Source organism: Stenotrophomonas indicatrix, from assembly GCF_050573115.1.
In the GTDB taxonomy this organism is placed as follows: Bacteria; Pseudomonadota; Gammaproteobacteria; order Xanthomonadales; family Xanthomonadaceae; genus Stenotrophomonas; species Stenotrophomonas lactitubi_A.
Genome location: NZ_JBNYZT010000006.1, coordinates 209291 through 226654 on the forward strand (window position 1 = coordinate 209291; position 17364 = coordinate 226654).

General features: G+C 66.1%; 16 protein-coding genes. 11 read left to right on the plus strand and 5 right to left on the minus strand.

The genetic code is table 11. The features are described 5' to 3' along the window. Nucleotides 1-51 precede the first annotated feature (51 nt). The 4 genes from ACQ5SA_RS15435 to ACQ5SA_RS15450 all read left to right on the plus strand — a co-directional run bounded on the left by ACQ5SA_RS15435 (nucleotide 52) and on the right by ACQ5SA_RS15450 (nucleotide 3097). Nucleotides 52-957, plus strand: coding sequence for a LysR substrate-binding domain-containing protein (locus tag ACQ5SA_RS15435; protein ID WP_499314821.1), 906 nt, complete (start codon nucleotides 52-54; stop codon nucleotides 955-957). 219 nt (nucleotides 958-1176) lie between these two features. Beyond that, entirely contained in the window at nucleotides 1177-2358 is a 1182-nt protein-coding gene (gene cml, locus ACQ5SA_RS15440; RefSeq protein WP_499314822.1) for a CmlA/FloR family chloramphenicol efflux MFS transporter, read from the plus strand. An 89-nt stretch (nucleotides 2359-2447) separates the two neighbouring features. Next, nucleotides 2448-2648, plus strand: coding sequence for a hypothetical protein (locus ACQ5SA_RS15445; RefSeq protein ID WP_499314824.1), 201 nt, complete (start codon nucleotides 2448-2450; stop codon nucleotides 2646-2648). Nucleotides 2649-2746: 98 nt separating this feature from the next. Beyond that, the gene (locus ACQ5SA_RS15450; RefSeq protein ID WP_499314826.1) at nucleotides 2747-3097 is read left to right on the plus strand and encodes a VOC family protein; all 351 of its coding nucleotides are present in this window, start codon (nucleotides 2747-2749) and stop codon (nucleotides 3095-3097) included. A gap of 15 nt (nucleotides 3098-3112) precedes the next feature. Here the strand turns inward: ACQ5SA_RS15450 and ACQ5SA_RS15455 are convergent, their stop codons facing one another. Next, nucleotides 3113-3739 (minus strand): TetR/AcrR family transcriptional regulator, encoded by a 627-nt coding sequence (locus ACQ5SA_RS15455; protein ID WP_353098731.1) that lies wholly within the window; start codon nucleotides 3737-3739, stop codon nucleotides 3113-3115. Nucleotides 3740-3871: 132 nt separating this feature from the next. Here ACQ5SA_RS15455 and ACQ5SA_RS15460 point away from each other — a divergent pair, with 132 nt between their 5' ends. Next, nucleotides 3872-5344 carry an MFS transporter gene (locus tag ACQ5SA_RS15460; protein ID WP_499314828.1) on the plus strand — a complete coding sequence of 491 codons (1473 nt, stop codon included), beginning with the start codon at nucleotides 3872-3874 and terminating at the stop codon, nucleotides 5342-5344. Nucleotides 5345-5354: 10 nt separating this feature from the next. Here ACQ5SA_RS15460 and ACQ5SA_RS15465 read toward each other — a convergent pair whose 3' ends face one another. Together ACQ5SA_RS15465 and ACQ5SA_RS15470 are read right to left on the minus strand one after the other, a co-directional pair. Then, on the minus strand, nucleotides 5355-5657 hold the full coding sequence (locus ACQ5SA_RS15465; RefSeq protein ID WP_499314830.1) for a KGG domain-containing protein: 303 nt from the start codon (nucleotides 5655-5657) through the stop codon (nucleotides 5355-5357). Between the two features lie 129 nt (nucleotides 5658-5786). After that, on the minus strand, nucleotides 5787-6119 hold the full coding sequence (locus ACQ5SA_RS15470) for a hypothetical protein (RefSeq protein WP_499314831.1): 333 nt from the start codon (nucleotides 6117-6119) through the stop codon (nucleotides 5787-5789). Nucleotides 6120-6296: 177 nt separating this feature from the next. On the opposite strand from ACQ5SA_RS15470, the gene ACQ5SA_RS15475 reads away from it, so the two are divergent. The 4 genes from ACQ5SA_RS15475 (at nucleotide 6297) to ACQ5SA_RS15490 (ending at nucleotide 11968) form a co-directional block, all read left to right on the plus strand. Beyond that, nucleotides 6297-7418, plus strand: a complete 1122-nt coding sequence (locus ACQ5SA_RS15475) for a sensor histidine kinase (protein WP_353098735.1) — start codon at nucleotides 6297-6299, stop codon at nucleotides 7416-7418. Then, the gene (locus ACQ5SA_RS15480; protein ID WP_230109781.1) at nucleotides 7415-8188 is read left to right on the plus strand and encodes a LytR/AlgR family response regulator transcription factor; all 774 of its coding nucleotides are present in this window, start codon (nucleotides 7415-7417) and stop codon (nucleotides 8186-8188) included. Before ACQ5SA_RS15475 ends, ACQ5SA_RS15480 begins: the two co-directional genes overlap by 4 nt. 142 nt (nucleotides 8189-8330) lie before the next feature. Further along, nucleotides 8331-9224: an NAD-dependent epimerase/dehydratase family protein gene (locus tag ACQ5SA_RS15485; RefSeq protein ID WP_230109779.1), complete on the plus strand. Its 894-nt coding sequence runs from the start codon at nucleotides 8331-8333 to the stop codon at nucleotides 9222-9224. A gap of 209 nt (nucleotides 9225-9433) precedes the next feature. Beyond that, complete coding sequence (locus ACQ5SA_RS15490; RefSeq protein ID WP_499314834.1) at nucleotides 9434-11968, plus strand: methyl-accepting chemotaxis protein; 2535 nt, start codon at nucleotides 9434-9436, stop codon at nucleotides 11966-11968. Between the two features lie 96 nt (nucleotides 11969-12064). Here the strand turns inward: ACQ5SA_RS15490 and ACQ5SA_RS15495 are convergent, their stop codons facing one another. Further along, the gene (locus tag ACQ5SA_RS15495; RefSeq protein WP_025879013.1) at nucleotides 12065-12451 is read right to left on the minus strand and encodes a DUF2628 domain-containing protein; all 387 of its coding nucleotides are present in this window, start codon (nucleotides 12449-12451) and stop codon (nucleotides 12065-12067) included. A gap of 218 nt (nucleotides 12452-12669) precedes the next feature. Between ACQ5SA_RS15495 and ACQ5SA_RS15500 the strand changes: the two genes are divergently transcribed. Further along, the gene (locus ACQ5SA_RS15500; RefSeq protein WP_162887695.1) at nucleotides 12670-12840 is read left to right on the plus strand and encodes a hypothetical protein; all 171 of its coding nucleotides are present in this window, start codon (nucleotides 12670-12672) and stop codon (nucleotides 12838-12840) included. A 54-nt stretch (nucleotides 12841-12894) separates the two neighbouring features. Here the strand turns inward: ACQ5SA_RS15500 and ACQ5SA_RS15505 are convergent, their stop codons facing one another. Next, nucleotides 12895-14931 (minus strand): TonB-dependent receptor domain-containing protein, encoded by a 2037-nt coding sequence (locus ACQ5SA_RS15505; protein WP_499314837.1) that lies wholly within the window; start codon nucleotides 14929-14931, stop codon nucleotides 12895-12897. 494 nt (nucleotides 14932-15425) lie between these two features. Between ACQ5SA_RS15505 and mdoH the strand changes: the two genes are divergently transcribed. Further along, the gene (mdoH, locus tag ACQ5SA_RS15510; RefSeq protein WP_089237081.1) at nucleotides 15426-17351 is read left to right on the plus strand and encodes a glucans biosynthesis glucosyltransferase MdoH; all 1926 of its coding nucleotides are present in this window, start codon (nucleotides 15426-15428) and stop codon (nucleotides 17349-17351) included. Nucleotides 17352-17364: the final 13 nt, after the last annotated feature.

The following is a 17364-nucleotide window of genomic DNA, read 5'->3' on the forward strand; positions in this document are numbered from 1 at the left end:
ATTGCCCGTGTTCTTGAAGTACGTTAGGTCAAAGCTAACGACCGGGCGCGCATGGAACGTCGACATCTGCAGTACTACGTCGCACTGGCCGAGGAGCTGCATTTCGGACGCACCGCGCTGCGCCTGGGTATCGCTACGCCGACGCTGAGCGTGCAGATCCAGGAGATCGAGCGTCGTTTGGGTACGCCCTTGTTCGATCGCAGTCGACGCGAGGTCACGCTGACCTCGGCCGGCGCGATCTTCCTGGCCGAAGCGCGCAACGTGCTGCGCCAGTTCGAGCAGGCAGAGGCCGTGGGCCGCCGCGCCGGTCGCGGCGAGATCGGCAGGATCGAGATCGGCTATGTAGGTTCGGCGGTCCATGCGGGCGCGCTGCAGGAGCAGTTGCAGCGGTTCCGCAGCGCCTCGCCCGATGTGGTTCTGCAGGTCGGCGAATGGCCGATGGCCGACCTGCCGGACCTGCTGCTGGACGGTCGCATCGATGTGGTGTTCTGCCGGCTTCCGATGGAGGTGCCCGATGCGCTCGGTTCGCACATCCTGATCGAAGATCAGTTCTGCGTGGCGTTGCCGGCATCGCATGCGCTGGCCCACTCGGGGGTGCCGGTGCAGCCGTCGCTGCTGGCGAAGGAGGCGTTCATCATGCCGGAGCAGCCCGCCGGCACGCTGGAAGTCGCCCGCCGTGGCGGATTCGTGCCGGACATCCGCTCCCGTCCCGGTCATCTTGCCGCGGTACTCGCGCAGGTCTCGGTGGGCGATGGCGCCGTGGCGATCGTGCCGTCGGTGCTGCAGCGGACGCTGCTGCTGCCAGGCATGGTGTATCTGCCGATCGCCGGGCCGGTCATCGCCTCGACCATCGCTGCGCTGTACCGTGAACAGGAAACATCGCCAGCGGTCCGCCGGCTCATCGAGCAGGTGCGGCGTACACCCTCCCGGCGCATCGACATGCTGCCCCTGCCCTGAGGCCGTGGTGGACGACGTTGCCGGGCTGCCCCGCAATGGCCTTGCTACACTGGCCGCACTCGATCTTCCACCGGATCATCAGATGAACAACGGGAACGGTCCGCAGACAGTCCGCTGAGCCGCAACAACGGTACGCACGTTGTTGCGGTGATCTTGTCCTGCGATTTCCACGCACTGGGTTGATCACCGCCGGATTCCCTCCTGAGCGGATGTTTCCCCATGTCTGATCGAAAAGCCCTTCGCTGGGCCCATTCCCTGCCGGCCGCCATCGCGTTGATGGCTCCCTTCGACCTCCTGGCCTCGCTGGCCATGGATATCTATCTGCCTGTTGTATCGGCCATGCCGGATGCACTCGGCACATCGCCTGCCGTCATCCAGTTGACGCTGAGTCTGTACATGCTCGTACTCGGGCTGGGCCAGCTGGTCTTCGGCCCGCTGTCGGACCGGATCGGGCGACGGCCTGTGCTGCTGATGGGCGCGTTGCTGTTCACGCTGGCGTCGTTCGCGCTTGCCGCGTGCAGTGGGGGCGCGGCGTTCCTGGCCTGGCGCGGCGTGCAGGCGATCGGTGCGTCGGCCGCCTTGGTCGCCACCTTCGCTACGGTGCGCGACGTGTATGCAGATACGGCCGAGGGTGCCACGCTCTATGGTCTGTTCGCCTCGATGCTGGCGCTCGTGCCGGCACTCGGCCCGATCCTCGGCGCGTTGATCGCCTACGCACTGGGCTGGCGGGCCATTTTCGTCGCGCTGGGTGTGCTGGGGCTGCTGGCGGGTGTGCGTGCATGCCGGGGCTGGCAGGAGACGCGGCCACCGCAGCACGGCAACGCATCGCCGGCCTTCGCGCGCATCCTCGGCAATGCCGGGTTCTGGGTCCACGCAGTGGGATTCGGTGCGGCGATGGGCACGTTCTTCGTGTTCTTCTCGATTGCCCCGCGTGTGCTGATGGGGCGCGCAGGCTATTCGCCGATGGGCTTCAGCCTGGCTTTCGCGACGGTTGCGCTGGTGATGATCGTCACCTCGCGCTTCGCCGCGTGGTTCATCGGGCGATGGGGCATTGGTGGCAGCTTCCTGCGTGGGCTGATGGTGATGATCGGCGGCGTGCTGGTCATGGCGATGGCGGCGATGCTGCCGCCGTCATTTGCCAGTGTCGTGCTGCCGATGTGGCTGGTCGCCATCGGCATCGTGATGGTGGTGGCGGTGGCAGCCAATGGTGCACTGCGTGATTTCGCCGATGCTTCCGGCACGGCGGTGGCGCTGTACTACGCCGTGCAGAGCCTGATCGTGGCCACGCTTGGCACGCTGGCGACGCTGCTGCTGCCGGGCGACACGGTCTGGCCGCTGGTGGCTTATGGACTGCTGCTGCCGTCGTTGAGCCTGGTTGGTCTGGCGATGCTGAGGCGGTAAAACTACGCCCACGCTTTCACTTCCTCTCCCGCACACGCGGGTAGGGTGATGCGGCCTGGAGTCACCAGGCCTATCAGGGAGTGATATCGATGCGAGCCATCAGGAAAGTGATCGTTGCTGCAGTGTTTGCGCTTGCGTGTACCGGTTCGGTGGCGGTTGCCGGTCCGGTCCAGCTGTGTGACCTGCCGTGCTGGAAGGCCTACCAGGCCTGCGTGGCCGGCGGTGGTGATGCCATGGAGTGCCAGTTCGAATACGATCGCTGTGTCATGGACAGGTGCGGCGCCGTCTGAGGCCTGCATACCGTTCGCATTGGGGGGCCCGATCCAGGGGCCCCTTTCCATTTGGCCGCAGCACGCGGTGCGCGGTCTTGATCGCCTGGAGCCACCACATGGCTGTAAAACGCGTTGTCGCCAACATCGCCAGTGCCGATCCTGCGCAGGCGGCTGCGTTCTACGGCGACATCCTTGGCATGGACGTCGTGATGGACCACGGCTGGATCGTCACCTACGGCGGGCAGGGCACTGCACTGGCACAGCTCAGCGTCGCCAGCGAAGGCGGATCGGGTACGCCGGTGCCGGATCTTTCGATCGAGGTGGACGACCTGGATGATGTGCTCGAACGCCTGCGACACGCGAACATCGCTCTTGAATATGGCCCGGCCGAAGAACCATGGGGCGTGCGCCGCTTCTACGTGCGTGACCCGTTCGGGCGCCTGTTGAACATCCTCGCCCACGCCTAGTCGGCGCGCGCCGGTTCAGCGGCGCTTTTTCGCAGCGGTCGCCGCAACACCGACCATGCGCAGGCAATCGGCGACCACCGCAGCGATGAACGCCTCGGGTGACTGTTCGGGTGCGGCGATCAGATCGTCCGTGGCGCCATGCACGCCGGCGTAGATCAGCGAAGCGGTGACCCGTGGCGCGGGCAACGACCACAGCCCTGCCTCGACACCGCTTTCGAGGATTGCCGACAACTGCTGCTGGATGGCGTTGCGGTCGGCGTTGCCGCGTTCGTGGTGATGATGGTTGGCGTAGACCACGTCATGCAGCGCATGCGTGCGCGCATAGATACGGATATTGGCCTCGATCCAGGCGCGCAGGCGGGCCTCGCCGGCGGTGGCCGGATGCTGCTCGACTGCCCGTTCCACTTCGGCCATGAAGCGTTCGGTATAGCGCTTGGCCAGCGCCTGCAGGATTTCGCCCTTCGACGCGAAGTACGTATAGAACGTTCCCTTGGCGACGTCGGCTGCAGCCACGATGTCACTGATGGTGGTCGCTTCCACGCCGCGCGACAGGAACAGCGCCTCGGCAGCGTCCATCAACTCCTCCAGGCGGATCTCTGCGGGCTTGGTGCGGGACTTGGCTGACGCGTGCGGCGGAATCATCGGCGGCGATCCGGACTGGAAGAGGGTGGGCGCCATTCTAAGGCGCGAACAACATTGACTGACCGCCAGTCATTGACCGACGGTCAGTCAGTGGCTAGTGTATGCGTCGATGTTCTTTCTGGGTTTTCCGGCATGCAACGCTTTCGACGCCCAGCCTTGGTGCTGGCGGCCTATCTCGGCACCTTCCTGGCTTCGTTGGACATCAGCATCGTCAACGTCGCACTGCCGACACTGCAGACCGCACTGCGGACCGACATCGCCGGGCTGCAATGGGTCATCAACGCCTACGCGATCGCACTGTCGGCGTTCATGCTTTCGGCCGGTCCGTTGGGCGATCGACATGGCCAGCGGCGGGTGTGGCTGGCCAGTGTCGCCACCTTCATCGCCGGCTCGCTGGTATGTGCCTGTGCCGGCAGTCTGCAGGTGCTGGTGATGGGGCGCGCGATCCAGGGAGTAGCGGGTGCACTGTTGATTCCCAGCGCCATGCCGATACTCAGCCATGCCTTTCCCGATCCCCGGCGGCGGGCAAAGGTGATCGGCGGCTGGTCTGCCTTCAGTGCCTTGGCGCTGGTGCTGGGGCCGCTGCTGGGCGGTGTGCTGGTGGAGCGTGCAGGATGGCCGAGCATCTTCCTGATCAACCTGCCACTGGGGTTGCTGGCGATCGCGCTTGGCGCCTGGGGCATTCCCGAGCGACGGCACCCGCAGCATGCTGCGCTGGATCCGGCGGGACAACTGCTGAGCATCGTGGCGTTGGCGGCGCTGAGCTACGGACTGATCGGCATCGGCGAGCAGGGGTTGGCGGCGCCTCGGACCGTACTGGCGCTGGCCCTTGCCGTCGCCGGCCTGGTGGCCTTCGGCTGTGTGGAACGACGGGTCTCGCGCCCGCTGCTGCCGCTGGACCTGTTGGCCGATCATCGCTTCCGCCTGCTCAACGTCGCGTCCTTCGTGCTGGGCTTCAGCGCCTACGCCAGCCTGTTTTTCCTGTCGCTGTTCTTCCAGCAGGTGCAGGGCGGCAGCGCCGCCGCCGCGGGGCTGCAACTGGTGCCACAGTTCCTGATGATGGGGGGGATTTCGCTGCTGTTTGGCCGCATTGTCGGTCGGATTGGCTTGCCGGCAGCGCTGGTGACCGGCTACGCGCTGGCCGGCATTGCCCTGTGTGCGATGCCAGGCCTTGATGCCAGCAGCACGCGCGCACATGCAACGCTCCTGCTGTTGCTGCTGGGGGCTGGCATGGGGCTGGCGGTGCCCGCCACGGGCATGGCCGTGATGGGCCACGTGCCGCAGGAACGCGCGGGTATCGCGTCGGCCACGATGAATGCACTTCGCCAGGCGGGGATGAGCGTAGGCATCGCGCTGCTCGGCAGCGTGATGAGCCAGCGCGCCGTACAGCATCTCACCGCAGCAGCCCACGCCGCCGGCCAACTGCAGGTGGCGCAGCAAGCGCGGCTGCTCATCTTCGAACCTGCGATGGCATCCAGTTCACCGTACCTGCTGGGCTACTACCGCGCGGCGATGGCCAGTGGGTTCGGCTGGGCAATGGCGCTGGCCGGTGCGCTGGCGGTGCTGACAGCCTTCGGCCTGCACCGCCGCTACGTGGTGCAGTGACCGCAACAACTCAGCCTTGTTGGCCGTTGCCAGGTTTGCCGGGCGTTTCCTGCCGTTGCAGCTGCTGTTGCTGGCGGGCACTGGCATGCCGTGCATGGCCGCCTTCACGCCCGATCGCGGCCATGTGCTGACGATCCTGGCTGATCGCTTCACCGCCCTTGCGGCCCGCCACGCGGGCCTCATCCGGGCTGAACTGGTGCGCATTGCCGGATGCGTGTGCGGCGCGTCCGCCTTTCGACGCGATCGCGCGCTGTTTGTCCTCGTCCATCGAGGCAAAGCCCCGATTGCTGCTGCCGCTGCGTGAGTTGGCCATTGCCGGTCTCCGGATGTGAAATGGGATGCCGCCATCAGCGACGGCTTCATGCTCCACATCGCGGGCTAACGGCAGGTGGACGTCGGCCCCATTGGACTCACACGCCCTGCGCATGCGTTTGACAACCGGTTACCGCGCAGGGAGCGCCGAGATCAGCAGTCGGTCACCGCGGCAGACATCGGTGTTGCTGTACAGGATCCGGCGGCCATCGTTGAAGGTGATGCGCAGATCGACGCGGCAACCGGTTCCGCGCAGTGCCACGGTGGCCTGGCCGCCACCTCCCGCGATGGGCCCGGCCAATGCCAAGGCGTGGAATGCGTCGGATTCACTCGCCGCGACTTCCACCGACATGGCAGGTGCATGGGCGCGGTTGATCAGGGTCAGGTAGTGCAGCGGCGCAGCAGGTGCGCTGGCGGCAATGCAGAACAGGCTGGCAGCGAGCAGAGCGCGGGACAGGTGCATGGGCGATCTCCGTTGGGGACATCGCCATCTGGCGGTGGAGGCCACGCGCCTGCAATCGATCCGGGACGAATCGTCGCGACAGCGGGACCAATCGCAATCGGCCATCGCCGCCCTTCATTGCCGGCCACGCTGTGCCTAAGATGGCGCTGGCCCGCTTCGGGCACAGGGACGCATGCGATGAAGATCCGCCTTGGCCATACCCAGATCGACGTGCTGCGTTACCTGCTGCTGTGGCTGGCGGTGGCGTTCGCCTTCACCCTGCAGAAGGTGTTGAGCCACAGCCTGCAGGGTCAGTCATTCCCGTTTGAGGTCTACCTGCGCTGGTCGATGATCCAGTGGTTTACCTGGGCGGCGCTGGCGCCGCTGGTGTTCACTTTGGGCGAACGCTATCCGCTGCAGCCGGAGCGAAGGCTGGCCGGGCTGGGCGTGCAGCTGATGGCCAGCGTGGGGGTGACCGGGCTGGCGATGGTGGTGGGCGCCCTGGTGTCCACCTGGTTCGAGCCCAGCAGCTTTGGCGAGCAGCTGTGGTATTTCATTGCCCAGCATTTCGCGATGGGCCTGCTGACCTACTGGGCCCTGTTCGCGATCCAGCAGGCACTGCATTTCCAGCAGGAAAAGGTGCGCCGCGAGGTCGAGGCAAGCAGGCTGGCGACCGAGCTGGCGCAGTCGCGGCTGCTGGCATTGAAGTCGCAGCTGCAGCCGCATTTCCTGTTCAATACGCTGCATGCAATCATCACCCTGCTGGATGAAGACAAGGCCAGTGCCGAAGACATGCTGCTGCGTCTGAGCGAGCTGCTGCGTGCGTTTCTGGAAGACTACGATGGCCAGGAAATCAGCCTGCGCCAGGAACTGGAGTTGATCGAGCTGTATCTGGGCATCCAGCGCACGCGCTTCAAGGATCGCCTGCACAGTCGCATCTACGTTGCACCGGAACTGCTTGATGGCGCGGTTCCAAGCCTGATCCTGCAACCGCTGGTGGAAAACGCGCTGCGCCATGGCATCGGCCGCAACCTTGGCGAAGACACCATCGAGATCGAGGGCCGCCGCGACGGTGACATGCTGTGCATCGAGGTGCGCAACCAGAACAGCACGCTGCAGCAGCCCGGGGCGCCAGGTGGCCATGGTATCGGCCTGTCCAATACGCGGCTGCGCCTGCGCGAGCTGTATGGCGATGCGGCCGAGGTACGCCTGGACCTGCTCTGGCCGCAGGGTGTGGCCTGCCGGGTGCGGTTGCCACTGCGGATGCTGGACGATGCCGATGACGCTCCCGAGTTTGTCGTGCACGGTAGTGCCACATGAGCCTGAGTGTGCTTGTGGTGGACGACGAGCCGATCGCCCGGCGCGCGGTGACGCGTCTGCTGCACGGCGATGCAGACATCGACAGCGTGGCCGAGTGCGGTGACGGAGTGTCTGCCGTGGCAGCCATCCGCGCGCAGTCGCCGGACCTGGTGTTCCTGGATGTGCAGATGCCTGGCATCACCGGTCTGGACGTGCTGGCCACCATCGGCGCCGCGCGGATGCCGGCCACGGTATTCGTCACCGCGTACGAGCAGTATGCGGTACGTGCATTCGAGGCCAACGCGCTGGATTACCTCGTCAAGCCCTTCAGTCGCGAGCGGTTCGCGGCCACGTTGCTGCGCGCGAAATCCCGGCTGGCCCAGGCCGCCAATGCGGCCGACAACACGCGCCTGCTGCAGGCGCTGGATGTGCTGCGCAGGCGCGAGGATTATCTGCAGCGTATCGCCGTACGTGATGGCGAGGCAGTGCTGCTGCTGGCGGTGCAGGACATCCTCTGGATCCGCGCCAATCGCAATACGGTGCAGCTGCATCTTGCCGATCGCGTGCATGAGCTTCGCGAAACGATGAACAGCCTGGCTGAACGGCTTGATCCCAGGCATTTCGCCCGGGTGCATCGCTCGGCCATCGTCAACATCGCGCGGGTCAGGACGATCCACCCCTGGTTCAATGGCCATCACGTACTCACCCTGGAGAACGGCCAGCAGCTGCGCATGAGCCGCTACCAGAACGAAGCCTTCCTGCGTCTGGTGTCGGCCCGCTCGGAGGCGTGAGTTCCTGTTGCCCGGTCAAGCGCCGCCGACTCGACGGCGATGGCATGCAGAATGTCATCGGTTCCTATCGCCGATGACATCGTGCTTGCCTAGAATCGGGATATCCCGGTAGGTCCCGGGCGCTGTCGAGTGAATGGATTCAATGAAGATTCTGTTGACCGGAAGTTCCGGGCGGATAGGGCGCGCGATCTTCGGTGCGCTGGCGGGCGCCAATGAGGTGGTAGGGCTGGATCGCAGTCCCTTCGCCACCACGCGCGTGATTGCCGATATCACCGATCGCCGGGCGCTGGAGCGCGCCGTGCAGGGAATCGATGCCGTGATCCACACCGCGGCACTTCACGCCCCCCACGTGGGCCTGGTACCCGACGCGGTGTTCCAGCAGATCAACGTGGACGCCACTGCAAACCTGCTGCAGCTGGCGCGCGAGGCTGGCGTGCAGCGCTTTGTGCTGACCAGTACCACGGCGTTGTACGGCCATGCCGTGGTATCCGGCGGCTGCCGTTGGATCGACGAGGACACCGAGCCGCTGCCCCGCACGATCTACCACCGCACCAAGCTGCAGGCCGAGGCGGCTGCCGAAGCGGCGGCCAGCACATCGTTCACCGTGCGCGTGTTGCGGATGGCGCGCTGCTTCCCCGAGCCGCCTGACCGTATGGCGATGTTCCGCCTGCACCGCGGCATCGACGCACGCGACGTGGCCAGCGCGCATGCCGCGCTGCTCCACGATGAAGGCGCGCCCTTCCAGCGCTTCCTCGCCTGCGCGCCAACGCCCTTCCGGCGCGAGGACTGCCTGCAGCTGGCGGCCGATCCGCGCCAGGTGCTGGCACGCCGCGCACCGCAGCTGCTGGCCGAGTTCGAGCGCCGTGGCTGGCCGCTGCCGCTCAGCATCGACCGGGTCTATGACAGCAGCCGGATGCGCGCAGCGCTGGGCTGGCAGCCGCGTTTCGGTCCGGAGGACGTTCTGCAGCAGTACGCCGCCGGCAGCATCGAGGTCCTGCCCCGTGCGGAGTGGATCCGCGACCGCGTGGCCGAGTAGCACAGGCCCGCGTCGACGGCCGCAGCTGAGCAGGTTCAGTTTTGTGCGTGCGGTTAGCCTCAACCTCGCCCGGCCATGGCCGCTAACCCGGTGCGCGCTTTCCTGCGCCGGGTTCCGATCCGGCAGGGCAGGCGGCCCGCGCGATGGATCGCGCATCTGCGCGGTGCCCTGGTGGCACCGGTCGACCTGAACTGCCTGCGGATCCTCCCATGTCTTCTTCCCGTTCCGTCGCTGCCCGCCGCCCCGGCAGCATCGCCCACAAGCTGATGCTGGGCACCGCGGTGATCGCGTTGCTGTGCTTTGGCGCGACCGCGTTCCTGATCTATCACCAGGCCAGTTCGGCGCTGGTGTCGTCCTCGCGGCAGACCATGGCCAGCGAAGCCCGCGCCGAGGCGCGCCAGGTGGCTGCCGACCTGGGTACGGCCTTCGCCAGCAACGATGCGATGGTGGAAACCGTGCTTGCCCAGCGTGCGCGCGGTGATGCGCCTGATCGCGCCAGCCTGGCCAACGTCATCGGCGAGCAGCTGCACGCGCACCCGGAATGGCTGGGCAAGAGCACCATGTGGGAGGCCAATGCCTTCGACGGCAAGGATGCGGAGTTCGTCAACAGCGAGGCGCACGACGCCACCGGCCGTTACATGAGTTACTGGGCCTGGCAGGACGGCAAGCCGCAGCAGTCGACGATGACCGATTACACCGAAACGCCCAGCGGCTCGGGCAACTGGTACATGGTGCCCAGCCGCGACAAGCTGCCGCTGGTCAGCGAGCCGTATGCCTACGATATCGGCGGCAAGCAGGTGCTGATGAGCACGCTGAGCACGCCGATCGTCGAGAACGGCACCTTCCTCGGTGTCTTCACCGTCGACTTCTCGCTGGACGCGCTGCAGAAGCACCTGGCCACGTTGACGCCGATGGGCGCCGGCCGTGTCGAACTGCTGTCGCCGAAGGGCGTGGTGCTGGCCTCGGCCAACGCTGCCGAGATCGGCAAGCCGCGTACCGATGCCGCTACCGTCGGCATGCTGGCGCAGATCGCCGCCGACAAGACGTACGAAGCGTTCGAGCCCGACGCTGCCGGCAACGTGCGCCTGTACGTGCCGTTGCAGGTGGGGGACGCGCCGCAGCGTTTCGCGCTGGGCGTGGTGGTGCCGCACGCGGTGATCATCGCGCAGGCCCGCGAGCTGCTGTGGATCATCCTGCTGGTGGGTGTGGTGGCCGCGCTGGTGCTCAGCGGCGGTGTCTACCTGCTGCTGCAGCGCTTGGCCGTGCGACCGCTTGCACAGGCAGTGCGCATCGCTGGCGACGTGGCTGCGGGCAAGCTGGACACCGCCATGCCGGCGCTGGGCAACGATGAAGTGGGCCGGTTGCTGGACGCGATGCAGGGCATGCGTGGCCAGCTGCAGGCGGTGATGGCCGCTCAGGCGGAGATGGCGCGTCGCCATGATGCCGGTGAAATCAGCTACCGCATGGATGCTTCGGTGTTCCCGGGCGAATACGGTCGCATGGTGGCCGACAGCAACCAGCTGGTGGCCGACAGCAATACGGTCACCCAGCGCCTGGTCGAAGTGATGCAGCGCTACGCGGTGGGTGACCTGAGCGTGGACATGGAAGTACTGCCGGGCGAAAAGGCGGTATTCACCGCTGCCATGGCAACCACCAAGACCAACCTGGCGGCGATCAACGAGCAGATCCAGCAGCTGGCTGCAGCAGCAGCGGCCGGTGATTTCGCGGTGCGCGGCGATGCGCAGCGCTTCGAGCACGATTTCCGCCGCATGGTGGAAACCCTGAACACCATGATGCAGGTCAGTGATCACAACCTGGCCGCGCTGTCGACGCTGCTGCGCGCCATCGCCGCCGGTGACCTGAGTACTCGGATGGAGGGGGACTTCCACGGGGTGTTCGCGGTGATGCGGGATGATGCCAACAGCACCGTGCAGCAGTTGACCCAGATCGTCGGCCAGATCCAGCAGTCTGCATCCAGCATCCGCCTGGCTGCAGGTGAGATCGCGTCGGGCAACAGCGACCTGTCACGCCGCACCGAGCAGCAGGCGGCCAACCTGGAAGAAACCGCCGCGTCCATGGAGGAACTCACCTCCACCGTGCGCCAGAACGCCGATCATGCCCTGCAGGCCAACAAGCTGGCGGCCTCGGCCGCAGGCGTTGCCAGCGAAGGCGGGCAGGTGGTCAGCCAGGTGGTGCAGACCATGGAGCAGATCGAGACCTCGTCGCAGCGCATCGCCGAGATCATCTCGGTGATCGATGGCATCGCCTTCCAGACCAACATCCTGGCCTTGAACGCAGCGGTGGAAGCGGCGCGTGCGGGTGAACAGGGCCGTGGCTTCGCGGTGGTTGCCAGTGAAGTGCGCGCGCTGGCGCAGCGCTCGGCGGGCGCGGCAAAGGAGATCAAGGAGCTGATCGATGCCTCGGTCGGCCATGTCGGTGCCGGTGCGCAGCTGGTGCATGGCGCCGGCCGCACGATGCAGGAGATCGTCGGCCAGGTCGGCCGGGTCAACGAGATCATGGCCGAGATCTCGGCCGCCTCGCGCGAACAGTCGGCCGGTATCGAACAGGTCAACCAGACCGTGGTGCAGATGGACGAGACCACCCAGCAGAATGCTGCGCTGGTGGAAGAAGCCACGGCGGCGGCACGGGCGATGGAAGAACAGGCCGAGCAGCTGGCGGTGGCGGTGTCACGCTTCCGCCTGCAGGCCGACACTCGCCCGACGGCCACGTTGCGCGCTGCCTGATCAGGGCCGTGAACGAAGACGCCCGGCCAAGGCCGGGCGTCCATGCAACTTCAAACCAACTGGCGCCGCCGGACCCTGCCCGGCGTACGCAGCTGCTTAGAACATGCCTTCGAAGGGGTTCCAGCTGGTGTTGCCCTTCACCTGTTCCAGGTAATAGCTGTAGTTGGTGCTCGACGCCACCAGGAAGTTCATTGCGATGAACAGCGCACGCGCGACGATGTCCGGCAGCACCAGGCTGACCGCGATCAGCACGATGTTGATGCCGATCACCACCAGCGCCTTGCGCCACATGCCCAGGATGAACAGATAGATCGCGCCGAAGAAGAAGGCGAAGAAGTTGAGGTTGATCTTCAGGCGGTCGCCGAAGGACAGCGCCTTCCAGGCCTGCTTGAAGCCGGGCTCCTTGGGAGCACCGTGCTGCTGGAAGAAATTGAAGCGGAACTGCCACTTCGGGCTGAAGCGGGTGAGGTCGACGGTATTCATGTGAGTAGGGACTTCCCTGTTAGGAAAACGTTTTCATGATAAGTGAGTCACATTCAGCAAACCAGCTTGGAGCGTCAAAAATGTGACGTTCCTACGGCGAAGGGCTTGCGTCCCAGCGCCGCACCGTCACCCATCCGCCTTGTTTTTAGGATAGGGTGCGCAGTTCCGCTGCCACCCCGGCTGTTCACGGGTAGCGGCGGTATGTCCATGGAGGTTGCATGACCACACCAGCTACACCGGAAAACGCACCCGGACCGGTGCTCCTGCCCACACCCGAAGTGGTGCAGGCACAACAACTGCTCGCCCGCCAGCAACTGGCGGTGGCGATGGACCGTGCACGCATCGCGGCCAGCCGCGACGCTGCACCGGCTGTGCTGGAAAACGACTGAGCCTGAAAAAGCCACGATCGCGCTGGCCTGTTGCCAGCGCGATCGCAGTGCGCATCAGAAGCGCGCGGTCATGCTGAGGAAGTAGCTGCGGCCCGCCACGAAGTAGTCGGTGGAGCCGTCCGCGTACAGCTTCTTGTCGGCCAAGTTGCTGACGCCGCCACGCAGGGTCAGTACCTCGTTGACGTTCCAGGCAGCGGTCAGGTCATACAGCGTGTAGGCCTTCAGGAAGGTACTGACCACGCCGGTCTGCTTGCCGGTGTACTGCGCCGACAGGCTGCTGGAGAACACCGTGTTCGGCGTCCAGTCCAACGACGAATAGCCTGAGAACTCCGGGGTGTCGATCAGGTTGCGGCCGGTGGTCAGGTTCTTGGCTTCCTTCATCCAGGTCGCCGAGGTGCGCCAGCGCCAGTGATCGCCGAAGCGGAAGTTGAGGTTGCCTTCCATGCCGCTGGTGCGCGCGCGCTGCACGTTGCTCATGCGCGTCCACCAGTAGCCGTTGAACTTGCCCAGCGCTTCATACTCGATCTTGTTCTTGAAGTCGGTATGGAAGTAGGTCAGGCCGGCGTCGACCAGATCGTTGTCGAAGCTGATGCCGATCTCGCGGTTGGTGCTGGTTTCCGGGTCCAGGTCCGGATTGCCGGCCATGTAGCAACCGCCGCGGGTATAGCCCAGCGGGATCAGCGAGGTGCAGCCGCGGCCGCCGGACTGGGTCGCTGCGCTGGGCGAATTCTCGGTCAGACTCGGCGCGCGGAAGCCCTTGGAGACGCCGCCACGGATCGTCCACTGCTCGCTCGGGTGCCAGACCAGGTAGGCACGCGGGCTGACATGGCTGCCGAACTGCTCATGGTGGTCAAGGCGCGCGCCCAGGGTCAGGGCCAGGGTGCGGTGCAGCTTCAGCTCGTCTTCGACGAACAGCGCCCAGGTGTCCACTTCCAGACTGGAGCCGACCACCGGTTTGCCGGTGTAGTCGATCGGTGCCTGGCCGATGGTGTCGGTGTTGGTCAGCTCCTGGCGCTTCCATTGGCCGCCCACCGCGAACTGGTGGTCCACGCCCAGGGTGAAGGGCGTGCTCAGGCTGCCTTCGATGATCGTATCGGTTGCCTCGGAGCGACCGGTGGCGCCGATGTCGTTCTTGTACTCGGTCCAGTACGCGCTGAGCTTGGAGGTACCGAAATCCCACTTGCCGTCGTGGTTCAACGCCAGCGAACTGCGCTTGAGCTCACTGGCACCCCATGCACCCTCGTCCTGCTTTTCCAGCGCCTGGGCGATGAAGGCCTGCTGCACGCCATGGCCCGCTTCCAGCGACACTTCCTGTGCCTCGCTCAGTTTCCACTGCAGCAGCGCGTCGACATTGCGGTCCTTCTCGCCGGCATAGGCGTTGCCATACACGCCGCCGTTGGAGCGGTCCGAGTCGCGGCGCATGCTGTTGGCACCGATGCGCAGGCCGAAGCGCTCGCCCAGCGGGCCGGAGAAGGTCGCGCCGATCTGCTGGGTGTCGCCACGGTCGCCATCCTGCGGCCGGGTGTAGCTGTGGGTGGCGCTGCCGTTCCAGCTGTCACCGATGCGCTTGGTGATGATGTTGATCACCCCGCCCATCGCGTCCGAACCATACAGCGAGGACATCGGGCCGCGCACCACTTCGATGCGCTCGATCTGGTCGGGAGAAATCCAGTTCAGGTCCTGGCGGCCCAGGTCGGGGCGATAGTTGGTCGAGGCCGAGCTGCCCATGCGCTTGCCATCGACCAGCACCAGCGTGTAGTTGGACGGCATGCCGCGCAGCTTGATCTTGGACTGCTCACCGGCGGCGCTGAGCCCACCGGTCACGCCCGGAATGCGGCTGAGCAGGGTGGCCAGGTCGTGCACCGGCTGGCGTTCGATGTCTTCGCGGCTGATCACGCTGATGCTGGCCGGGGCATCCTTGATCCACTGCTGGTTGCCCGAGGCGGTGACCACCACGGTATCCAGGTCCTTGGTCGAGGCATCGGCGCTGGCTTCAGCGGCGGCGAGGGCGGGCAGGGTCAGCAGGCAGGCGGCGGCCAGGGCGCTGGCCAGGCGGGTGCGCGACGGGCGCGCGGAACGAAGAGGGGACATGACGGCTTCCAAGGGAGAGGAGAGACCCGGTGGAAGCAGCAGGCGCACGCAGACAGCAGGCAGCCACCCCTTCCCTGGGTCATCGGGCGCGCGGTAAGTCCGGCGCAGCTGGGTGGGTCCGGAGCAAGGAGCGCGGTGACCTGCCTGGTTAACGGAATGATAACCGTTCTCGTTTGTTACGATCCAGTACTTTCCGGGATGAATCGACATTCCCCGACCGCGTGGCGCGGTTCGCCTGCTGATTGCTGAATGGGGAGATTTCCCGGCGTAGGCCTTCGCACCCGGCTTACATTCGGCGCCATAGACTGAGCCGCATTTTTCGATTCCGCCCCGTTGGAGATCGTGTGGGTTCCGGTAGTGACAGACATCGACTGCGCGGCATGACGCCGTGGCAGACAGGACAAGTGCGGACGCCGGGAATGCGTGCCAGGAACCTTGGTGCATGCAGCCTGGCCGGGACGGCCGGTCCTGCGGCCTGCAGGGAGTAGGCGGCCATGGGGAGTGAAACCATCGACGCGGAACCGGTCACGGCCGGTCCTGACGCGGGCTGGGCCCTGCTGCCGGCCGAAGCACCGCTGGTGATGCCCGAACAGACGCTGCGCGAAGGCACGCTGAAAGTCCGGCGCCATCGCACCTCGCCGCGCATGATCGGCCTGCGTCGCCTGTACATCCTCGGCGGCACGGTGGCGATGACCGCCGTGGCCACCCGGATGATGTGGCGGGTGCTGTCCGGCAACGGCATCAGCGTGCTGGAGGCCTGCCTGCTGGTGCTGTTTGTCGGCCTGTTCGCGTGGATCGCGTTGTCCTTTGCCAGTGCCGTGGCCGGCTTCCTGACGGCCGTGTTCGACCGGGGCTACCGCCTGGGCATCGATCCGGACAAGCCGCTGCCGACCGTGCACAGCCGAACTGCGCTGCTGATGCCCACCTACAACGAAGACCCGCGCCGGTTGCTGGCCGGCCTGCGCGCGATCTACGAATCGGTGGCGGCCACTGGTCAGCTGCAGCGTTTCGATTTCTTCGTGCTGAGTGATACCCGCCGCGAGGACATCGCGCGTGCCGAAGAGCAGGTGTTCGCCGAGCTGCGCGAGCTGGTGCCCGATGGGCAGGCGCGACTGTTCTATCGCCGCCGTGGTGACAACAGCGCGCGCAAGGCCGGCAACATCGCCGACTGGGTACGTCGCTTCGGCGGTGCCTACCCGCAGATGCTGATCCTGGATGCCGACAGCCTGATGACCGGTGACAGCATCGTGCGTCTGGTGGCCGGCATGGAGCACAACGCCGACGTCGGCCTGATCCAGACCCTGCCATCGGTGATCGGCGGCCGCACCCTGTTCTCGCGCATGCAGCAGTTCGGCGGGCGCGTGTACGGCCCGGTGATCGCCCGTGGCGTGGCCTGGTGGCACGGTGCCGAAAGCAATTACTGGGGGCACAACGCGATCATCCGCACCCGTGCCTTCGCCGATCACGCCGGCCTGCCGGAGCTGCCGGGGCGCAAGCCGTTCGGCGGCCACGTGCTCAGCCATGATTTCGTGGAAGCAGCGTTGATGCGCCGGGGTGGCTGGGCTGCGCACATGGTGCCCTACCTGGGCGGCAGCTATGAAGAAGGCCCGCCGACGCTGACCGACCTGCTGGTGCGTGATCGCCGCTGGTGCCAGGGCAACCTGCAGCACGGCAAGGTGGTGGGCAGCCGTGGCTTGCACTGGATCAGCCGCGTGCACATGCTGATCGGCATCGGCCATTACTTCACCGCACCGATGTGGGCAATGCTGATGCTGATCGGCATCGCCATCCCGCTGTTCCAGGAAGGCATCGATTTCAATGCCCTGCTGCACCTGTCGCCCAGCGTGTACTGGCGCGCGCAGGATGAAGAACAGGTGGTGCGCCTGTTCGCCGCCACCATGGCGGTACTGCTGATGCCCAAGGTGCTGGGTTACCTGGCGATGCTGCTCGACCCGGTTGAACGCCGTGGCTGCGGTGGCGCGATCCGGGCGTTCCTGTCGATGCTGGTGGAAACCGTGCTGGCCGCGCTGATGGCGCCGGTGGTGATGTACGTGCAGTCGCGCGGCGTGGCCGAAGTGCTGTCCGGGCGTGACTCGGGCTGGGATGCTCAGCAACGCGATGACGGTGGCATCTCGTGGATTTCGCTGGTGCGCGGCTACGGCGGCCTGGGCGTGTTTGGCGCGTTCATGGGCGTGCTGGCGTGGGCGGTGTCACCGTCGCTGGCCGCCTGGATGGCGCCGGTGGTGATCGGCATGGTGCTGGCGGTGCCGGTGGTGGCACTGACCTCGCTGCGCGGACCGGGTGCCTTCCTGCACCGCCTCGGCCTGCTCGACATCCCCGAAGAGAACATCCCGCCACCGGTGCTGGTACGCGCCGCACAGCTGCGCCGGGAAGCGGCCGAGCAACCGCCGCTGTACTGATCGCACCGTGCCA